14 protein-coding genes are annotated in these 18,772 nt (G+C 45.9%); all 14 read right to left on the reverse strand.

Annotation, left to right across the window (positions count from 1 at the left end; genetic code table 11):
- Nucleotides 1–75: 75 nt before the first annotated feature.
- A complete protein-coding gene (locus tag H6629_05185; GenBank protein MCB9067184.1) occupies nt 76–2,748 on the reverse strand; it encodes a heavy metal translocating P-type ATPase in 2,673 nt (890 codons plus the stop codon).
- A 46-nt stretch (nt 2,749–2,794) separates the two neighbouring features.
- Nucleotides 2,795–3,061: a hypothetical protein gene (locus H6629_05190; protein MCB9067185.1), complete on the reverse strand. Its 267-nt coding sequence runs from the start codon at nt 3,059–3,061 to the stop codon at nt 2,795–2,797.
- A gap of 26 nt (nt 3,062–3,087) precedes the next feature.
- Nucleotides 3,088–3,255: a DUF2933 domain-containing protein gene (locus H6629_05195; GenBank protein ID MCB9067186.1), complete on the reverse strand. Its 168-nt coding sequence runs from the start codon at nt 3,253–3,255 to the stop codon at nt 3,088–3,090.
- A 285-nt stretch (nt 3,256–3,540) separates the two neighbouring features.
- Nucleotides 3,541–4,614 carry a hypothetical protein gene (locus H6629_05200; protein MCB9067187.1) on the reverse strand — a complete coding sequence of 358 codons (1,074 nt, stop codon included), beginning with the start codon at nt 4,612–4,614 and terminating at the stop codon, nt 3,541–3,543.
- Between the two features lie 40 nt (nt 4,615–4,654).
- Nucleotides 4,655–5,647 (reverse strand): hypothetical protein, encoded by a 993-nt coding sequence (locus H6629_05205; GenBank protein ID MCB9067188.1) that lies wholly within the window; start codon nt 5,645–5,647, stop codon nt 4,655–4,657.
- A 390-nt stretch (nt 5,648–6,037) separates the two neighbouring features.
- Complete coding sequence (locus H6629_05210) at nt 6,038–6,406, reverse strand: hypothetical protein (protein MCB9067189.1); 369 nt, start codon at nt 6,404–6,406, stop codon at nt 6,038–6,040.
- A 243-nt stretch (nt 6,407–6,649) separates the two neighbouring features.
- Nucleotides 6,650–7,672, reverse strand: a complete 1,023-nt coding sequence (locus H6629_05215; protein MCB9067190.1) for a transposase — start codon at nt 7,670–7,672, stop codon at nt 6,650–6,652.
- A 209-nt stretch (nt 7,673–7,881) separates the two neighbouring features.
- Complete coding sequence (locus tag H6629_05220) at nt 7,882–8,097, reverse strand: SHOCT domain-containing protein (protein MCB9067191.1); 216 nt, start codon at nt 8,095–8,097, stop codon at nt 7,882–7,884.
- Between the two features lie 551 nt (nt 8,098–8,648).
- Complete coding sequence (locus H6629_05225; GenBank protein ID MCB9067192.1) at nt 8,649–11,015, reverse strand: hypothetical protein; 2,367 nt, start codon at nt 11,013–11,015, stop codon at nt 8,649–8,651.
- Between the two features lie 425 nt (nt 11,016–11,440).
- Nucleotides 11,441–13,855: a copper-translocating P-type ATPase gene (locus H6629_05230; GenBank protein MCB9067193.1), complete on the reverse strand. Its 2,415-nt coding sequence runs from the start codon at nt 13,853–13,855 to the stop codon at nt 11,441–11,443.
- Nucleotides 13,856–14,163: 308 nt separating this feature from the next.
- Entirely contained in the window at nt 14,164–16,377 is a 2,214-nt protein-coding gene (locus H6629_05235; protein MCB9067194.1) for a multicopper oxidase domain-containing protein, read from the reverse strand.
- A 24-nt stretch (nt 16,378–16,401) separates the two neighbouring features.
- Complete coding sequence (locus H6629_05240; protein ID MCB9067195.1) at nt 16,402–16,878, reverse strand: heme-binding domain-containing protein; 477 nt, start codon at nt 16,876–16,878, stop codon at nt 16,402–16,404.
- A 4-nt stretch (nt 16,879–16,882) separates the two neighbouring features.
- On the reverse strand, nt 16,883–17,491 hold the full coding sequence (locus H6629_05245) for a DUF3347 domain-containing protein (GenBank protein MCB9067196.1): 609 nt from the start codon (nt 17,489–17,491) through the stop codon (nt 16,883–16,885).
- A gap of 45 nt (nt 17,492–17,536) precedes the next feature.
- On the reverse strand, nt 17,537–18,580 hold the full coding sequence (locus tag H6629_05250; protein ID MCB9067197.1) for a type II glyceraldehyde-3-phosphate dehydrogenase: 1,044 nt from the start codon (nt 18,578–18,580) through the stop codon (nt 17,537–17,539).
- Between the last annotated feature and the right edge of the window lie 192 nt (nt 18,581–18,772).

An 18,772-nucleotide genomic window follows, 5' to 3' on the forward strand; every position in this document is an offset into this window, starting at 1 on the left:
TGCCTCGGCGGAAGGTAAAATGTGCTCCCGCCGGGCGAGGTGTGCTCTTGGCTCTTAGTGAGGAGGAGTAGAGCTTTATGTTGGTGAATATCGTGGAACAAACCTTCTTAACCGGTTTGCATTTGTCACCACGGTTACCGAACTAAATGCCATGGCTGCGCCGGCTATCATGGGTGAAAGTAAAACGCCAAAGAAGGGGTAGAGCAATCCGGCGGCAACCGGCAAACCTAAACCGTTATAAAAAAACGCGCCAAAAAGATTTTGGCGAATATTTTTCATTGTTGCCTTTGATAGTTGTATTGCCAGCGTCACTCCTTTCAGGCTGCCTTTGATGAGTGTGATATCCGAAGCTTCGATGGCCACATCTGTGCCGGTGCCGATAGCCATGCCGATATCGGCCTGCGCCAATGCCGGGGCGTCATTAATGCCGTCGCCGACCATCGCCACGACCTTGCCTTCCTGTTGTAATTTTTGCACGTTGAATGCTTTTTCCTCAGGGAGCACATCCGCCAACACCCGGTCAACCCCTACTTGCCGTGCAATAGCGTTGGCAGTGCGTTGATTATCGCCGGTTAACATGATCACCTCCAGCCCCATTTTCTGCAATTGCGCAATCGCCTGGCGAGAATCGGTTTTGACCACATCTGCTACAGCGATGATGCCGGCCGGATGATCATTGATCGCCACAAACATGGGTGTTTTGCCTTCATCGGCCAGATGCTGACCCTGCTCCTGCAATTCAGTCGTTTGGATAGATTTTTGGATCATCATTTTGAGGTTGCCCAGCACCACCCGTTTGCCATCGACCACCGCTTCGATCCCGTGACCGGGAATGGCATTGAAATTGGACGGGTCGGCCAGCTTGATTCCCCGGGATTCTGCGCCATGAATGATCGCTTCTCCCAAGGGATGTTCCGAGCCTTTTTCGGCGGAAGCGGCAAAAAACAGCACGTCTTTATCCTCAAATTTGTTCACCGAAATGACATCGGTGAGTGAAGGCTTTCCTTCGGTGATGGTGCCGGTTTTATCGAGAATGATGGCGTCCAACTTTTGAGCGGTTTCCAGGGCTTCGCCGCTGCGGATGAGGATGCCATTCTCAGCTCCCTTGCCTACGCCGACCATCAGGGAAATCGGGGTGGCCAATCCTAACGCGCAGGGGCAGGCAATGATCAACACGGTGACAAATACCACCAGTGAATACGCCAGGTTGGGCTGTGGACCAAAGTCGTACCAGGTAACAAATGTCAGAATCGCCAGAATGATAACTGCCGGCACAAAATATCCGGAGACCTGGTCAACAATTCGCTGTATGGGCGCTTTGGAGCTTTGTGCCTGCTGCACCATTTCGATAATTTGCGCCAGTGCGGTATCTTTGCCTACTTTGGTGGTTTTGAATTTAAATGAACCGGTTTTGTTGATGGTCGCGCCGATGACTTCATCCCCTTTCCGTTTTTCCACAGGAATAGATTCGCCGGTGATCATGGATTCATCAATAGAAGAATTACCTTCCACCACAATGCCATCAACCGGAATTTTGTCGCCGGGACGCACCACTACAATATCATCCAACACCACTTCTTCCACCGGGATATCAATTTCTTTGCCATTACGAACCACTCGTGCCGTTTTGGCTTGTAATCCAATGAGCTTTTTAATGGCCTCGGAGCTTTGGCCTTTTGCGCGAATTTCCAATGCCATACCCAACACAACTAATGCAACGACAACGAAAACGACATCATAAAACTGGTCTGCCAGATGTGCTTCAGGAAAAAGGCCCGGAAAAAGCACTGCGGCGGTAGAGTACAACCAGGCGGCTGTGATTCCGGTGGCGATAAGCGTATGCATGTTTGCCGAACGGCTTTTGAATGCTGCCCAGGCGCCAGTGTAAAACTGCGATCCGGACCAAAACATTACCGGTAGCGCCAGGATGCCCATCGCCATCCAAATGTAGCGCAGCAATTCGCTGCCGCGCTGAAACTGTTCCGGCAGTCCCAGCAGATCGGGATAGCTGAAGAACATCACCGGCAGGGAAAGCACGCCGGCAAAAAGGAATTTGCGCATCAGCGTTCGATATTCTTTCTCTCTGGCAAGCTGGTTTTCGTCAGCCGGCTCTTTTGTTGATGTGCGGGCTGGGATGCCGGGCTCGGCTGTGTCAAATGTTTTAAAATCAAGGCGTTCGATGATGTTTTTGATCTGCCCAATATTTACCTTCGATGGCAGATAGGTGATTTGCGCCGATTCACTGGCCAAGTTCACCGAAGCATCGATAATACCGGGGCTCTTGCGCAATTCTTTTTCGATTTTAGATACGCAGGAGGCGCAGTGCATGCCATTAATGCCCAGCCGCAGCTTTGCCGCGCCGGATTGATAACCGGCGCGTTTGATCGCATTAATAATTTCACCGGAACTGACCGTATCTGCTTGATAATCCACATAAGCCTTTTCCATCATATAGTTTACCTTCGCCTTTCGGATTCCCGGCAATTTTCCGATTTCCTTTTCAATGCCCACCACACAGGACGCGCAATCCATACCCACAATTGGAATTTGCAAATGTTCGGCGCCATCTTCGGAAATACGATAGGTTGTGGCAGACTTTGCTGGGGCAGGATGAGTGTATTTGTCGGGCATTTCATTAAATTTGCTCTGACAGGATACAGAGCAAAATTCATATATTTGACCATTATATTTTCTTTGATATTCGGACGGGCTGGTCACTTCCATTCCACAAACCGGATCTCGTGCCATGTATAATTTCTCCTCTTATTTCAAATGATTAAATTTTGTTGCTTAGTCACGCCGAATTTTTGCGCCACAAATTTTGAAAAAAATTATAGATGGGAGCATAAACCAGCCCGATGTATGCGCCCCACAAAAAGCTTTCGATCAACCCAATAAAAAAACTGCCGGCGCTCAACCATTTAAAACCCGGTAAAACGATCTCCAGAAATTGGTGCATGTGCAGGCTTTCCGGGGTGATCAACCCGTAGATCACACACAAGACGTAACTGACCATTGTAAACGTGGCTAACGACCAGGTGACCGTTTTAATCTGCAACATGATTCTTCTCCTCCATTTTGAATGATTCACTCATCACTTATGTGAGCATGGTGATGTTCTTTGTTTTTATCTTTCTGGCGATGGTCATGGGAGCCGTGCCCATTTCCGCCGTGGCAGCCATTTCCACCTCTGTGCATCCAGATAAAAACGATGAATATCAACACCCAAAACCAGTTTTCTATTAGCCATTCCATTTCTCTCTTCCACATTATTAGTCTCAAAGTTGTTTGTTAATTATTCAAATGATATGCCATTAAATGGCACATAGACTTAACTTAATTTTTAACAAAGGTTTAATGGCAAATATTTATCGCTAGCAATCACTTGAATTTGAAGAATATTCTACATATTACTGAAGAATATTGTACGTTGGGAGAAAAAATAGAGGTAAAAAAAGAGGATGATTAACTGGCAACCACCCTCTGAGAATGTGTGAATCCGTTTTAGCGATCAATTTCTGATAGGCAAAATCTGCAAGCTTAATTGATTGACTGGACAGCCATCTCATCGATCAGAATAACGCCGCTGCCATCGATTAAAAGCCCAACTGGCCCGGGAGGAAGGTCTTTGGCATGGCCATGTGTCAGCAGTTTTTCATTCACATATCCGCGAAAATGTCCGCCCTGCCCCACAGAGCGGATTCTAATCCAGCCGACAATAGTAACCACATCGCGGTCCTCGATTTTCTCATTGCCATTAACCATCCTGCCGAGTTGTATTTCGCCGTCAGCTAACTTGATAAAATCAAAATTTTGCAAATCCTGAACATGGTGTACGATCATGAAGTTACCGCTGAAGTCATCCAAATTGACGCGAACATCCACCTGTATGCCTTGTAAAGATTTTCCTGCCGTAAATAAAACGCGCATGTTTTGAGGATGCAATGATAATACTTCTTTGCCGGATTGGCTGGATGCTGTCTTTGCATTTAGGGTAGAAATATTGCCCAACCACCACTTAAATTGATGCGCTAACACAGTGTTTGCACCCTGCCCGGGATACCATTCCCAAGAACCGTCTTCTGATTTTACAATGCCGTTTTTCTGAAGCGTTTTCTCAGCAGTCTTTTGCTCAGCTTCCGATCTCCGCGTTTCCTCGGCTGCTTTTACCCCCACACCGTGACGAAAAACCAGTTCTGCTCCATGCTCGGCAGTTTGGAAAAGTAAAAACGCACCGGCGAGGGCAATGATAAGGGAAGCGATGTGTACGGCGATATGCTGGAACCACTGCTTCCACAATCCCAGCAGGCGAAATAATCCGAATAGCCCAAAAAACCAGGCTGTGTAAAATCCATAATCTGCGTGCTCTGACAACGTTGAATGAGCAATGGCAGGGATGTTAGCCAAATCGGCCGCTTGCTTACCGGAAAAATAGGCCACTATCGCGCCTAATGCGCCAAGACTATATAATGAACTGGCACAATTGCTGAGCCAGGAATGTTTTCTGAAAACGGTTGATAAAACATCAAAAAATACTGCGAGAAGCAAAATCGCAATTGGAAAATGGACAATCAACGGGTGCGCATTGGGCGCCCATTCGGGTAAAAACGACATACATTCCTCCATTCATTCTGTAGTGATATGTTATAGGATTTTAGAAACGAATCCGGGTTGTAATGATATGCTGATTAGATATGTACTCTTTCACCTGGTAACAATAATCCAGGTTGATGCCCCAACTTTCCCCGGTGTTAAAGCCAAAACCCGCTCCTATTGTAAAAAATGTCGTATTTTCAAAAGAATGTATCCGCTTATCTGGCGCCGTTTGAAGATTCACACCTAACTCTCCGACCCCGGCTCGGAAACTAAACATTGATTCCGTCACCGTGTTTGCCATTGGTGTAAATATCAAACCACCGTTTAGTTTCAGCGGTGATTCATTCATGCGGTTTACGCCTAAAACAATCTTGAATGGAAATTGTTTACCGATAGCTGGCAGCCATAATACGCCAAATGAATATTTTTCAGCGGGAGTAGTTTTCAGCAACTTTTCCTGCATCCTAATAGGTGTCTTTACGGTTAAACCGACCTGAATATTGGAATTGATAGCATAATACCCTCCGAAATTAACCAGAGCGAGCTTACCCGACAAATTGACATCACCGCGTTGATACTGTATTTGGTAATACTGTAATGTGATGCCAAAAGACAAAGCATTGAATTTGTGCGCGAATGCAAGATATAATGCAAATTGCGATGGTTCGATCAAGGTGATCGATACATTGTTCCGTTTGCTTTGGGGAGCTTCCCGGTTTAACTGACCTTTTAGGCCAACCCCTGCAAAACTCCGGTTTGATAAAGACATTTCAAAAGCGACGCTGGAGAAGTGATAATTACGCGAATTAATCATATTGGAAAATTGTATGGATTTCTGTCTATGAAGCGACAAAAGCGCCGGGTTCGTAAAAACATCAACGGCGCCAACCGCAAACGCGGGATTTGCCCCGCCGACCGATTGCGATATCGCATCAGGCGATAAGCTCAAAAATGATTTTGTTAAGTCATCACCAAAAACAAAACCAGGATACCACAATATGACAATTAATGCATATATCTCCAGAGTTCTCAAACATTTTAAACAATACATGATACGGGCCCATGAGTCTAAAATCTATATGCATCTCACTGATATTTTGCCAATTCAACAGGTTCTTTCTGAAAGTTTCAAATATTATGCCAGATATCTGGATTCTAATTCAAAATGTTAAATAACAACGCTTTATGCCGTTTTTTTTGAAAGCATATTGAAAATTCAAATAAAATATGTTGTAGAATATTCAACACAAAAACGACCATTCCACACAGAGATTGTTATTCAGGATTTACCATTTAGAAATACAGCAAATTAGAATTGTAGCTATAATTGGAAAATTGAGGCGCCATCAAACAAAGTGACTTTGAAGCGACTGGGTAAAACGAAAGTATTACAGTTATTGCAGTTATTCCGAACCATCACACATTGTTATTTTTTCGGACATTAAAAAACATTCACGAAATATGATACTAATCCGCCAGATAGGATGAGGATAAATAAATACACAATTATTTGTTTAGTACCGATCTCTTTCATTTCCGGCTGTTTTTTCTCTTTCAGATGTTGTTTTACATGTTGCTTGTGCAGCCAGACCGCCAGGGCCGCTATCCCGGCAAAAACGATGTTCATCCAAAAGGTATAATCCAGCTTAAATTGTGCCACATCCGCAATTTGTCGTCCGCTTTCCGGCGTAATACCCAATGTCGAAAATAAGAGATGAAAGATGAGCGCGGTGAGAATGATGCTAATATACATAATGCAGGCAACATACAGCGCCACTTTGCGTCCGTAGTATTTGGCATTGATAGCCACCAGTGGCGGCACCATCAGGAATAAATAGTGTCTGACCGAAAAGTCTTTCTTCAGAATATCCGGGCAACGTTTTTCACATTACCTGGACATTCTTGAGCTATCTTTGATGAATTTATGGTTCATTCTTACGACCGCTATTTTGCGATTTCCGCAATTTTTCAGTCGCAACGCATTGCTGTCCCCTGCCGCGGTTTGCGGAGAGCCAATCCAACCATCTCGTTTCTGATCTGCGCGCTTTGCCACTTAAGCAGCGGTGCGGTGTGCAGTTGTTTGCCGGTCCCGGAGCAGCAGCAAATTTCCCAACCGGTGTAAATTCAATGACAGAATCCCCAGCGCCACATAGCGACGGAAATGGTTCAATCCTTTATCCGGGCAGCGGTTTAAGCCATGGTGTTCCAGCGCGTTGATATCGCTTTCTACCCCGGCATGTTCGCAGCGCAGGCGAACAAAACTATCCCGGCTTTCCCGCTCTTGTTCCGCCTTATTGGTGCCGCCTTTTTTGGGCATCACCAGTTCATCCACCCGGTAACACAATCGCCGGTAATTCTCCGGGCTCCAGTAACCCCGGTCAAAACTCAGGGAAGAAAGCCGTCCCCAATCATCAACCAATCGCTTACCCAGGGGCACCGCCACATCCACATCCGATTCCCTCTCCATAACGAAATGATCAAGGATAAAACCATGCTGATCGCTGGCAATCCCCACCGGCAAGCCCAACTCAATGCGACCACCGCTTTTGCCTTTGTTGATCCAGCGGGTGTAGGCTTCAAATAGCGAAAATACTTTCTCCTCATGCGGGATCACTTCTTTGTGGATCACCCGCCGGCGAAGTAAAGAGATGTGTTTGTCTAACATCTCTTCATAATAACGTAAATCTCTGTATAACAACTCGTTAAGCAACGATCCTTCGGCAAGGGATGAAAATAATCCATCGCTGGATTTTAACCGCAGGCTCAGGGTGGCAGCACGTTCTAAATAAGCGCAAACCCCTTCGATTAAGCGCGCTTCCCGCCGCCGACCGCCCCGAGACATGATCCGGCTGACTTTCTGATAGTCTCCTTTGAGTTTCGCTCTTAATGCCTGGTGCTTGCGCCAGCCGCTCTTCGGCACCCCCGAAACAAGGCGACCAACGATATCCAGGCATTTGCGTCCCGCATCCCAAAGCAGGTTCACGTCGCTGGAAAAGTGGACATTGCTCTCGACAACATAGCTGTCAACTTTTACCCGAAGCCCGTCGTTTTCTTCTTTTTTTTTACTATTCAGCATTAATTCAGCCTGGGATTAAAAATATGATGTGCAGTAAAACCATCATAAATTTCTTTTGCGGCTTATTGAGTTTCGGCATCCTGTCGAGTATAGTGACTATCAATTCCATTTGGCGTCTCCATCGATGAATTGTTTTGGCCACTTATTTATCGACAGGTGACGCCTTTTTTATTCACTAAAATTGTCCGAACTATTGTTAAATGAATTGTTCATTCTAAATCTTTTTTGAGATTTTCGTATTCATCCCTGGTTATTTCTCCTTTTGCATATCGCGGTTTTATAATTTCCAACAGTGTGTCATTATTTGAAATAGTTGCTTTTGATGCAAACATCCATTTGGCCAGGGCGACGAAGCCAAAAACAATCAAAACCCACCAAAGAATCATCATCCAGCCCATTCCAAAGAATCCATCCATTCCGTGCATTGCTACCTCTTTTTTTTGATAAAGCATATTATATCAATAATTATGTAGTTCAATTTCTATGCCAAAACCCTTGCATGTTAACAAAGTCATGTGAAACAGTATCTTACCAATGCCAGAAAATTGTGCAGAATTAGAAGGGCTTTTTGTTTCGTTGAACATTCTGCAACGGCAGTGTAGAATATTCAACACTAACCCAGGCAAAATTATACAGTTGCCTATAGCTAATGCGATCGTAAACAATAATAACATACACAGCAGAATTGTAATTTTTTGGTAGGACAACTCTTCGTGTGGCAGCCGGCAATGCAGGGTGTAAAACGCTATAATAATTTTCTAAAAAACATTGACACTGATAAAGTCAATAAACCGTACAATTATTTTTCTTATTCTCTTTAACAAATAATTCTCTACCGTGAACCTTTTGAAACGGACTCGATTAATGCAAAAAAACATATTATCCCGCCGAAGTTTCACCAATGGATGTTGCTTATCTTGTTCTCAAAAACCCTTAGGGATGTGATATATTATAGCGCACGACATTACTACCATTTCTATTTTTGCATTAAAAAGAGTAATGTGACCAAGCAATAAAGTATAGCGCCCGCCAATAATGCAGCGGAAAAGCCGATCAAAATTCCGGTCATCATTGCCAAGGCGGAACCGATGACCGAGGCGATACCGTTCACTCCCCACATCCAGCCGACATATTTTTCTAATTGCATTGTGTTCATTAACCGGATCGCAAGGGGAAACGGAAAACCCAGGAACAACCCCAGGGGAACAAGGATCAGTGCAGCAGTTAAACGGGAATCGGTTGAAAAGAAAGAAAATAATGGGGTCAGAAAAAAGTTGATGAGCAGGGTTAAGATGAACACCATCACGGCTGTAATAGAAATTGTGAGGGCAAGCCTATGTTTAATCCACGAACTGAGCAGGCTGCCAACCCCGGTGCCCAACAACAACGAAAACAACAATACCGAGAGGGCGTACACCGGTTGGCCGAGGTACAGAGTTAATTTTTGAAACAGAGAAATCTCAATTAACATAAATCCCATGCCCAGAAGAAAGAATACCGCCAGAAATTGTTTCAACTGCGAGAATTCTACAAAAGGATGCAACCACGGAATATGTGCCAGCGATGAGCCGGGTGTTACCCACAGAGAAACGGTAAAAAGCACCAAAACCAAAAGTATCAGAATGGAAAAGGAGCCGAAAGGAGCGGGCAAACCAGGTTCGAATTTGTAAAAGAAAGGGCTGTCATCGAAAGTGGGGTGAATATCGAGCGGGGCAGCGCGTTCCAATTGCTCAAAAGTGAGGTTGCCGCGGGAGATATCAATCAGAATCTGGTCAAACATGCGCCACTCATAGTCGACCCCTAACCGTTCCGGGGGCGATAGAGTCACCTGTTCCACAAAAGGGAGATAAAAGTTTCCCCGATCGTAACCCAGACGATGGCTGACCTCATGCCTTTTGTTAATCTCCAAACTGTCAAACGGTGCATTTTTTATGACAATGGCCGGCATCATGCCCGGATTGATTGTATAGATATGTTTCATCGCCCCAACCTGGGGGGTGTTGCGTTTTTCAAAAGCCGCCAGTGCCAACCCAATGGTGCGGTAAATTTCTGCTTCATTGTGGGCAACAATCACGATGCGTCCTTCCGGTGTGAGATGGTTGAGGTAATCTGTGAATGCCTCTACGGTAAAGAGGAAATTTTCGGTGAGGGCAAAACCTTCCACGCTACGGCTGCTTTTGGTGATCGGTATGGAAAGCAGGATCAGATCATATTTTTGTGAGGAAGATCGAAGATAATTTCTGCCTTCATGAACAACAACTTGGACATTGGATTGGGTGGTGTAGATTCCGCCATTGAAATTTTCATATCTTTTCACCAAATCCACCAAATCCGGATTCACTTCGACAGCCGTGATCTCTTTGACGCCGCCCAGAAGGGCCACCACTACGTCCCTGCCACCGCCCGCGCCAATAATTAATGCATTATTTTTTTCACTTTCTTCCAAAAAAAAGAACGGGAAAAACAGTCCGAAATGATTCACAAGATGTGCCTGGTTAGCCGGATTGCCCCGCAGTGAGTCCAGGCTATACATAACCGTTCCCGCAGCGCCATCTACAAAAAGAACCATTTCGTTGGGTGTTGCCGGACTACGCAGTAAATCGGTACGGCCAAAAGAACTCCATTTGCTTTCCACCATTTCCGCCTGTTCCCGGAGATTCTTGAGCATCCAGTACATGTCTTTATTGGCATCCATGGCGATGGGTACCTGGTTGAATATCTGCCCGGCATATAAAACGGACAAAGCCAGGAATGCAATCAGTCCGATAGTGGGTAAACGCCATTTTCTCTCGCTCTGGCTGACAAACAAAATGGCAGGAGATGTAACCAGCGCCGTAACAAAAGCGGCATTAACACCGCCGAAATTATCCAGCAACTCCACAGCCGCCACGGCGCCAAGAGTAGCGCCAAGCAAATCGAAGCCATAGAGTATAGAACTCCTGGCGGCAAACCGTTGGAAAATAACCGCCAGGGTCAATCCGGCGAAGAAAAACGGTATCATGGATACAACAACATAAATCCAGACCCGGAAACTGATGAAGCCGCTGCTTTCAAAGATCGGCAACCTGATGATGACAATTACAGCAGCAATTAAAGAAAAAACGCACAATATTGCCGGTACAGTCATGCCAGCGGAAAATTTGCGCTGCCAGAAGTTAAGGAACAGCCCGCCCAGCCCCAGGCCGAGTAAGGCAAACGAGATAACCGCAAAAACAAAGTGATAGGACAGCATCACCGAGAAAATGCGCGCAAGTATGATTTCAAAGGCCAGTACGCCAAATGACAAAAAAGCGGTAGCAATCGCTATCGGCCAGAAACGAAAATCTGTTTGCTCATCTTTCATGGTCTTGCCCATATTCAATGTAGAATTTGGGATTTCGTTTTTTCATTTCACCACCATTTCAAATATGTGTAGTCTTTAACACTGGTAACAAATACACTGTTTAGCCAGATCGCGCCGCCTATCAAAAAACAAGCCCCGTATTGACTGATATCCGCCGGGCATCCATTTTTTTGAAAGGACAATCTCCCACAATTAATTTCGGCAAGCACGAAAGGAACCGGAAAAGGTTAGGAGATAATGTTTTCAAATGCCGTAGAATCGTTCATCATAACGCGATTCCAATATATCCGCCAGGGAAAAAGTTTTCTCCTTGATCTCTTTTAAATTAATCATGATAGCTCACTCCACGCCAGTCCGTTGATTCGATTTACACAAAGATCCAATGCACCACCTAAAAAGGCCTTCACGGTTTCTTTCCGATGCCGTTACGCCTCCAAATTCAGCCGTTTTAACATTAGTGCATTGATGGCCACGATGATGGAACTGCCACTCATAGCAATTGCTCCGATTTCCGGGCGCAAGGTGACTTGCCAAAAGGGATACAGAATGCCAGCGGCGATGGGTATGGCGATCATATTGTAAGCAACCGCCCAGAGAAGGTTTTGCTTCATCTTGCGCAAGGTTGCCCGTGAGATGGCGATGACATTGCGCACATCCAGTGGATCACTCTTCATCAGCACCACATCGGCGGTTTCCACAGCCACATCGGTGCCGGCGCCGATGGCAATACCCACCTCCGCCTGCGCCAGCGCCGGGGCGTCGTTGATGCCGTCGCCCACCATGGCCACGAACTTACCCTGTTCTTGGAGTTCTTTTACTTTATCCTGTTTTTGTTCCGGCAGCACTTCGGCAAAGACTGTGTCAATGCCCAGCTCCTTAGCCACTCGTTCGGCGGTGCCGCGATTATCCCCTGTCAACATGGCCACCTCAATGCCCAGATCGTGCAGCGCATTCACCGCGGCAGCAGCGCCGGGGCGAACGGCATCGGCAATCGCCACAAGACCGGCAAACTTACCATCCACCGCTACATAAATCACGGTCTCCCCGCCGCCTTCCAATTCCTCAGCTTTTAGTTTGAAATCCTCCCAAGAGATGTTTTGATCCTTCATCAACTTTCGGTTTCCCGCCAGAATTTTCCGCCCTTCCACGCTGGCTTTCATACCGTGACCGGGAATGGCTTCAAATCCTTCTGCCGGACTTAATTTCAGTTCTCGCTGCTGCGCTGCCCGCACGATGGCCTGGGCCAGCAGGTGCTCACTGCCCTGTTCAGCGGTGGCCACCAGCCGAAGCAGATCATCCTCGTTAATGGAATTCCCGACGCTGAACAGTTTCGTCACTTCCGGTTCACCTTTGGTCAGAGTGCCGGTTTTGTCGAAAATTATGGCATTTAATTTCGCCGGCTGTTCCAGGGCGGTAGCGTTTTTGTAAAGAATACCGTGTTCCGCCCCCAACCCGGTGCCGACCATTACCGCAGTGGGCGTGGCCAATCCCAGGGCGTCCGGGCAGGTAATTACCACCACTGTTATGGCCAGCGTTAAGGCAAAGATGGCCGTCTGGCCAATGAGAAAAAACCAAATAGCAAAAGTGATCAGGCCGCCAAAGACAGCCACCAGCACCAGGTAGTGTGCAGCCCGGTCGGCCAGTTGCTGCGAAGGCGCTTTGCTGTTCTGGGCGCTTTGCACCATTTTGACGATTTGGGATAGCGCAGTATCCGCGCCCACCCGGGTGGTCCGAAACTTGAAACTGCCGGTTTTGTTTATGGTCGCCCCGATCACCTCCGCGCCCGGTTGCTTTTTGACCGGCTGACTTTCACCGGTGATCATGCTTTCGTCCACATCCGATATACCTTCTATAACCTTACCATCCACCGGAATTTTATCGCCCGGGCGGATGACGACCACATCGCCGACCATCACCTCGCTGGTGGGAATTTCTATCTCCTTGCCCTCCCGTTCCACCCGCGCCAGGGGCGGCGCCAGGGTAAGCAACTTTTGTATAGCCTGGCTGGTGGTGCTGCGGGCGCGCATTTCCATCCAGTGGCCGAAAAGCACAAAAGTAAGCAGCATAACAGCCGCCTCATAAAACACTTCGCCTTTAAAAAAGAAAGTGGCTGCCACACTAAAGATGTAGCCGGCCAGCACTGCGATGCTGACCAGCACCGCCATGTTCAGAATGCCGTTTTTCAACCCGTAGTAGGCGCCGGTGTAGAAGGGCCAGCCGCCATACAGGATCACCGGGGTGGCGATCAGGAATGCGATGAGGTCCGGGCTGATTCCGGCCGGTGTCGGAAATTCAAATTTGAAAAGGCGATAGAACAGCGGTGAGTAGAAAAAGACCGGAATGGTGAGGAGAATGGCGACAAAAAAGCGGTTGCGCATGTCGCGCACCATACCCTCCATGCTCATGCCCGGGCCGTGGCCCATCTCGTGCGCCATAGCGGCGGCCTCGCCGCCCATGTCGTGGCCGGCGTGCTCGTCTTCCCCTTTTGCACCGGGGGCTGCATGTTGGTCAGGTTCTTCCTGGGAGACAGCGGGCATGGTGTGTGCGGCGTGCTCGCCGTGTGTGGTGTGCTTCACTGCCCCGGTAACCCCTGGCGGGTCACCCGGTTTACACTGGTGCTCCGGCAGCGACTCGCCGCTGCAATGGTAGCCGTATTCGCCGACCAGCTTTTTAATCTCCGTCAGGCTAATAGCCGACTCATCGTAATGCACTGTGGCGGTGCAGTTTAGGAAGTTGGCCTCCGCATGGTGAATGCCGGGGTGTTTGAGCAGCCGTTTTTCTACACCCCTGCCATCGCCCACGCACATCATCCCGTGAACGCATAATATTGTTTCCTTCATAGGATATGCTCCTTAAAGTTAGCAGTCAATTAGTAACCATTGGTGCTAGTTGCCAATTCAATAAAAACAATAGGTTACAAAAACAGCAATTTTAAGAAATGAGCATATTTGACGCAAAATCGCAAAAAATCGTCTTAATTCACCTGAAAACTCAGGCATTTTTCGTAAACTGTTGTTTTTTATAGCCTCCAAACTAGCACCAATGGTTAGTAGACTCGATAATACTTGCAGAAAATCTTTTCTCATTCCTATAGCTTCGTCAGTAACCTGGATAGGGATGCAACTTTTCGTAGGGGACTCAACTTGTACTAATAACTCACAGTTATTCCTACCCCTCCGCCCATATCACTGTCATAGTGTGTTGAGAGTAAAAAATATTTTGTTACTACGTATCTGAACCCTAATAAATATTCTTCGTCTGTATTAACCATGAAAGCAAACCGTAAACGGCTGGTGATGGAAATGTCTTCTCTACTAAATTGAAAGCGAAACTTACCATCCGTATCAATTCTTGAATCGGCAATTACCAGCATTGGCAAAGTATATTGCACACCCGCTACAAATGCTTTTCTGTTGTTTTTGTTGCTTACCTGACCAAACAAATTATCTTCCTGAGATGTTACTTTTTTGTAATGATAGTCGAATCCAACATAAAGAAACCACCACTGCATCCGGTCAAGATAGCGTCCAAAATTGATTTCACTCTCGTAACCATGCTCAGGATGTAAACCCAAATGCCATATGGTTTGCGTTTTCCAGCGGGTATTGACATACATGGCTTCACCATCGCTCCCATTGCTTTCCAAACCTACGCGAGCCATGAGGTGAAATTCACTGTCGTCCTGTTTAAATTTTCTCAATGCCTCTTTGGGATCTGGTAAATCAGGATTTGGCGGAGAATTTTCGTAACTGAAGACCCTGCCCATCCCGGACATCATGTGGTAAAGAATATGGCAATGAAAAAACCAGTCTCCGCCTGGCTCTGAAGCAGCAAATTCAATTGTATCCCTCTCCATTGGCATGATGTCTATTATGTTTTTCATAGGGGCATATTCACCTTGTCCGTTCAGCACCCTGAAATCGTGTCCGTGCAGGTGCATCGGGTGCCGCATCATGCTATTATTAAAAAGAATAATTCTCAGGTTTTCCCCTGTTTTAATAAGAATCTTATCGCTTTCGGAAATCGTATTATTATCCATCGTCCACACATAGCGATTCATATTTCCTGTTAAATCAAATCTTAATTCTCTTAGAGGCCCTTCGGGCAAGGTCGTTTTTCTCGGTGAACGCAACATGGTATAATTAAGCGTTATAATATTTTCTGATCCTTGATGTGCATGGTGGTGCTCCATTCCTTCCATGTTCATTTCCTTCATCGTTTCCAGAGTATCTTCGGGATTTTCAGGCCCTGTTATTTCCGGGTACATAACAGTATTCATGTCCATCTCCTGGTTCTGCATTTTCATTTCCTCCATTTCAATTATATTGCCATTCATATCCATCATGTCATTCATCATTTTCATTCCTTCAAAATATTTCAGCTTTTGTAATTTTGCTGCCGGTATTTTTTCTCCGCTCCCTAACCATAATGAAGCTGACCCGGTCCGGTCTTCAGGTGTTACTAAAAATTCATAACTTTTGTTGTCGGGAATGGTTACAACAACATCGTAGGTTTCCGAGACGGCTATGATTAACCGATCAACTTCTACCGGTTCTACATCATTGCCATCGCTAGCAACTACGGTAATTTTACCGCCTGAATACGTAAGCCAAAAATAATCAGATGCACCGGCGTTTGCTATACGCAGCCGTACCTTATCTCCCGCCTTAAATTGGGGCTTCTCATTTTGGTTTTTCCCGTTTATCAAAAAGTTATCATAATAGACATCGCTTACATCCATTGCATTCATCCGCTTCCATTCATTGGCGAGTTTTGTTCCAAAATGCCCACGGAGCAATGCTTCACCGTAACTTTGGGTAGCGCCTTTTTTGATAGCAAACCAATCGGTGGCGCTTTTTAGGAGGCGATGCACTTCTTCGGGGTTCAAGTTAGTCCATTCACTCAATACGATAGGAAGTGTTGGGATATCCCATTCTTTTCTTTTAAGCATTATGAAAGCGCCATACATGCCTATCTGTTCCTGGAACCGAGAGTGACTATGGTACCAATGAGTGCCATGCTGAACGATAGGGAATTTATACAAATGTGTTGTATGGGGTTTAATTGGCATCTGCGTAAGATTAGGCACGCCATCGTACCGGTTAGGCAGAAAGAGTCCATGCCAATGCAGGGATGTTTCTTCGTCGAGATTATTGTGTACCCATATTTCTGCTGTGTCGCCTTCTGTAAATGTTAATGTTGGCATAGGAATCATCCCGTTTACCGCAATAGCACGTTTTTCTTCTTTGCCAAATGTTACGGTGGTATCAGCAATGTATAAATCGTACCGGACGGTTTTTTGTGCAAAAATTGCTGACAAATTCAAAAAAAAGAATGAAAGAATGATAAGAGTTGTTTTCATATTATTATATATTTGTTTAATAATTTATCTTTTTAAAGCGATACTATCTCTTGTGTTTTGAATCCAATCAATGAGTAGCTGTTTTTCTTCTTTGGTCAACTGCGCACTTGGGTGCATTAATTGATAAGCCTGTAAGGGCATCGTGCCATCCTTAATTCTGCTTTCAATATTCCGTAATTTACTTATCTTTCTTCTTGAAGAAAGAGAGCCAAATTCGCTAAAGTTAAGTTTGGCTTTACCATTTTTAATATCTGCTTCTAATAACCATCCAACAGGTTGAATTTTGGAATACCAGGGATAGTTTGTATTGTTACTATGGCAATCGTAACAATCATTTTTAAAAAGAGCGGATACATTTTGGGGAATGTTGTATATGTTTGACATGTCCGTTTGCAATACCTGCCCGCTAATATTGCGGGCAGGCTGTATAAATTGAATGGTTATAAATACAATTAGTATTATTGCCAGTATTACAAGCAATGTTTTTTTAATACGCTTCATAAGATTATTTAATTTCTTCTTTCATCGAACCACATGTCAGCATTTTTTTACCATAGTATGGATTTTTTATTTCTTTTATTTCGCTTAACCAAATTGCACCTTTCTTACCATTATACATAGGGCAAAAGTCCTTATATAATACCTGTCCGCTGCCAAATTCTTTTACCAAATCGTACAAATCATTACTAAGCATATCAAAATGTTCACGCTGATGCTCGATATTGCCGGCATTCTCGCCAATATGCTCAGCATGTTCTTTTGCATCATCCTCCACATCTTCATAGATTTTCTTCTGTTCATCCGTTAGGGAAGATTTATCCAATTTTTTCATTGCTTCAACCATTTCCTTTCCGGACGCTGCTGCATCTTTTGTATTGTCGTTAACCAAAGCATTTTTTAAATGCAAATAGTGTTCTACAATTTCCTTAATTGATACCGCCACTTTTGCATCTACAATGCGTGATGTTGATACCGTGTCGTCCTTTGTTTTAACGACCGTCGTTTCTTTTTTGTTATGCTGATGTTGATCGGTAGAATCTTGGGCAATTGCAATCTCGCCGGAATTCACTATAAAAACAAAAGCAAGCACGATAACTGCACAAATGTTTTTCATTCTATGTTCTCCTTTATTAGTTATTAATCTAACGGTTTACTTTTTTTATTTAATTAGAAATTCTCTCCGCATACCCATTGCCTGGTCGGTGATGCGGATAGATTCCCGCCCATCGGTCACGCTGCCAGCCAGGGCGCGGATGGCGTCAATATTTTCCGGGGTAACGATGGCCTCATTGTAGACTTGGTAGGTGTAGTAGAGTTCGTTCCCGTTTATTGTCAGGACGTCTTCCCACAGGGCAACTTCCCACATATCACCGCGTGGCCGGCCCAGGTCTTTCATCAACTCGATGGTGCTGTTGAGCGCCACAATGCCGTCAGCCATGCGAATGAAAGCAATACGCGGGGCGGTGCGGAAAGCTTCCAGCACTTCTTCGCGGCTGGCGCTGCGGGTCAGTTCCACTATCCAATAGTGATTGTGTGTTTGGGTATGGGCGGCTTTGGCGGCAATGGTCACCACGTCAAGCTCCGGCGCCACCGTCCGAGCGTCCGGTCCCTGGTGGCTGGGAATATCCTTCTCCGGCACTACCGTATTCATAATTCCACTGTGGTCGGATTCCCAGGGATCGGTAGCTCGGCGGATAAGTACGCCGCGAGCTTTCTTTAGCAAGCCGGCATTACGAAGAGCTGTAAGAGTACGGACTGTACTTGTAGTGTTGCAGGAAACCACCCGGGTGGCATCGCGGCCCAATGCGCTTTCATAATTGGCCTGGGCAACAAAAGAGTTCCCGGTAAGGCTGTGCTTCTCGCCGCCCTGGTAAATGGCCTTAACCCGGGCAGCGCGGTAGCGCTCCAGGTTTTTGGCACCGATGCCCTTGGGAGTGCAATCGACCATGACATCAATCTCTCCAAGCAATTCCTCCAAAGTACCGGTGACCGGGATGCCGGCATTCTTCATTTCTCCTGTTTTTTCTGGCAGCGCGCTGAAGACCGGCAGGCCCAGAACCACCGCCGCTTTCACCCGGTAGTCGCTGACAATGTCAGCCACGCCAATCAGTTCCATGTCGGGTTGCAATTGCACTGCGTCCGCTACACGCTTGCCGATGACACCATAGCCATTGATGGCTACTCTTATTCTAGTTGTTGACATAAAGTGTTTTCTCCTTCGTTTAGTTGGTTTGTTTAGATTATTTGAACTGATTTAACGAAAATAAGCCTGCAACACATACTGTTGCAGCATCCGTTGGGTGTTAAAGAATGAGCCATTGAGCGCAATGGCATGGCGCATCACTTCAATCCAGCCTTCCCGCTCGTGATAGAACCGGGGAAGAATCTGATACTC

This window comes from Calditrichia bacterium (assembly GCA_020634975.1).
Lineage (GTDB): Bacteria > Calditrichota > Calditrichia > RBG-13-44-9 > J075 > JACKAQ01.